Here is a 2,500-nt window from a genome sequence, read left to right as displayed (position 1 = left end):
GGATCAATGCCTACTTACGGCTCCCCGTAGCTTATCGCAGTTAGTCGCGTCCTTCTTCGGCTCCCGATGCCAAGGCATTCCCCTTGTGCTCTTTGTAGCTTGACCATGTGATAATCTTTGGTTCTGTTTCATATTAATTGTAGTTGAATCTTCAGATTCTTACCCTGTATCTTTTTACTTATACAGCGCATTACATTTAATCATATTGCTTTATCTGCTATACTTTATTCAGTTTTCAAGGTGCAATCTTGTGCTTTTCAGCACTTTTTATGTCGAGATGTCTCGACTGGTGGGCTTAAGTGGACTCGAACCACCGACCTCTCGCTTATCAGGCGAGTGCTCTAACCGGCTGAGCTATAAGCCCATATTGGTTATCATCGGCTCAAGTATTACTTTCGCCACTGGTGGAGATAAACGGGATCGAACCGTTGACCCCCTGCTTGCAAAGCAGGTGCTCTCCCAGCTGAGCTATACCCCCATACTTCTTCAGGGAACATAAAGCTCTCTTTCGTTCCTCATATCCCCTGAGAACCCTTTTTCAAGGACCCTCAAAATTAAACAACACTTTTTTAAACTTTCCTCGTAATTCCGACCTTGGATTTTGAACATTTTGCTGTTCGTTTCTCCATAGAAAGGAGGTGATCCAGCCGCACCTTCCGATACGGCTACCTTGTTACGACTTCACCCCAGTCGCCAATCCTACCTTCGGCAGCGTCCTCATTGCTGTTAGACTACTGACTTCGGGTATTACCGGCTCCCATGGTGTGACGGGCGGTGTGTACAAGGCCCGGGAACGTATTCACCGCGGCATGCTGATCCGCGATTACTAGCAATTCCAACTTCATGTAGGCGGGTTGCAGCCTACAATCCGAACTGGGACCATTTTTAGGGGTTTGCTCTGCCTCGCGGTTTTGCTTCCCTCTGTTAATGGCCATTGTAGTACGTGTGTAGCCCAGGTCATAAGGGGCATGATGATTTGACGTCGTCCCCACCTTCCTCCGTTTTGTCAACGGCAGTCCTATTAGAGTGCTCTTGCGTAGCAACTAATAGCAAGGGTTGCGCTCGTTGCGGGACTTAACCCAACATCTCACGACACGAGCTGACGACAACCATGCACCACCTGTCTCTGAGTTCCCGAAGGCACTCCCTAATCTCTTAAGGATTCTCAGGATGTCAAGACCTGGTAAGGTTCTTCGCGTTGCTTCGAATTAAACCACATACTCCACTGCTTGTGCGGGCCCCCGTCAATTCCTTTGAGTTTCAACCTTGCGGCCGTACTCCCCAGGTGGATTACTTATTGTGTTAACTGCGGCACGGAAGGGGTCAGTCCCCCCACACCTAGTAATCATCGTTTACGGCATGGACTACCAGGGTATCTAATCCTGTTTGCTACCCATGCTTTCGTGCCTCAGCGTCAGTTAAAGCCCAGTAGGCCGCCTTCGCCACTGGTGTTCCTCCCGATCTCTACGCATTTCACCGCTACACCGGGAATTCCGCCTACCTCTACTTCACTCAAGCCGGACAGTTTCAATTGCACGTTATGGGTTAAGCCCATAGTTTTCACAACTGACTTGCTCGGCCGCCTACGCACCCTTTACACCCAGTAAATCCGGACAACGCTCGCTCCCTACGTATTACCGCGGCTGCTGGCACGTAGTTAGCCGGAGCTTATTCGTCAGGTACCGTCACTTTCTTCGTCCCTGACAAAAGAAGTTTACAATCCGAAGACCTTCTTCCTTCACGCGGCGTTGCTGCGTCAGGGTTTCCCCCATTGCGCAATATCCCCCACTGCTGCCTCCCGTAGGAGTCTGGGCCGTGTCTCAGTCCCAATGTGGCCGATCAACCTCTCAGTCCGGCTACCGATCGTAGTCTTGGTGAGCCGTTACCTCACCAACTAACTAATCGGACGCGAGCCCATCTCTCAGCGGATTGCTCCTTTGATATCAGAATCATGCGGTTCCGATATGTTATGCGGTATTAGCGTTCTTTTCAAAACGTTATCCCCCTCTGAGAGGCAGGTTGCTCACGCGTTACTCACCCGTCCGCCACTAAGCTTTAAAAAGCAAGCTCCTCAAAGCTTCGTTCGACTTGCATGTGTTAGGCACGCCGCCAGCGTTCGTCCTGAGCCAGGATCAAACTCTCAAAAATATGGTATTTAAACACATTAGTGTTAAAATCATTCTTTGAGTTTTGAAGCTCATTTTGATACGCGACGTATCTGGATTTTTTTGTAAAGTGTTTTCTCACTTCGTAAAATTTGAAAAGATTATCTTCTCAAAGTAATTACGGGTACTAATTTTTTAGTGTTGTTTAATTTTCAAGGTCCTTGCACTTTTTACAAATTTTTCATTTGTTTCTCAAGTGCGTTATTTATTTTACCACACTCGAAAGCGTTTGTCAAGACTTTTTTCAAACTTTTTCAAAAAGTTTTTTGAGCTTTTTGTGAATTTGCAATCCAGAAATCAATCTGTGCTTTACTCACTTTTCACTCTTTTCTTGA

General features: G+C 47.4%; 2 tRNA genes and 2 rRNA genes (1 of these 4 cut by a window edge). All 4 read right to left on the bottom strand.

What is annotated here, in order from left to right:
- Positions 1-105: ribosomal RNA gene (locus C9914_RS11370) — 23S ribosomal RNA — on the bottom strand; it reaches 2,731 nt to the left of the window's first position.
- A gap of 182 nt (positions 106-287) precedes the next feature.
- A tRNA-Ile gene (locus C9914_RS11365) sits at positions 288-364 on the bottom strand.
- A 38-nt stretch (positions 365-402) separates the two neighbouring features.
- A tRNA-Ala gene (locus C9914_RS11360) sits at positions 403-478 on the bottom strand.
- Positions 479-631: 153 nt separating this feature from the next.
- Positions 632-2,148 (bottom strand): 16S ribosomal RNA (locus C9914_RS11355).
- Together the 16S and 23S rRNA genes with 2 tRNA genes alongside form the textbook arrangement of a ribosomal RNA operon.
- Between the last annotated feature and the right edge of the window lie 352 nt (positions 2,149-2,500).

It is taken from the genome of Pseudoruminococcus massiliensis (assembly GCF_900291955.1).
GTDB classification, from domain to species: Bacteria; Bacillota; Clostridia; order Oscillospirales; family Acutalibacteraceae; genus Pseudoruminococcus; species Pseudoruminococcus massiliensis.
The sequence above is the reverse complement of the archived record's forward strand: the minus strand, read 5'-3'. Positions and strand labels throughout refer to the sequence as shown.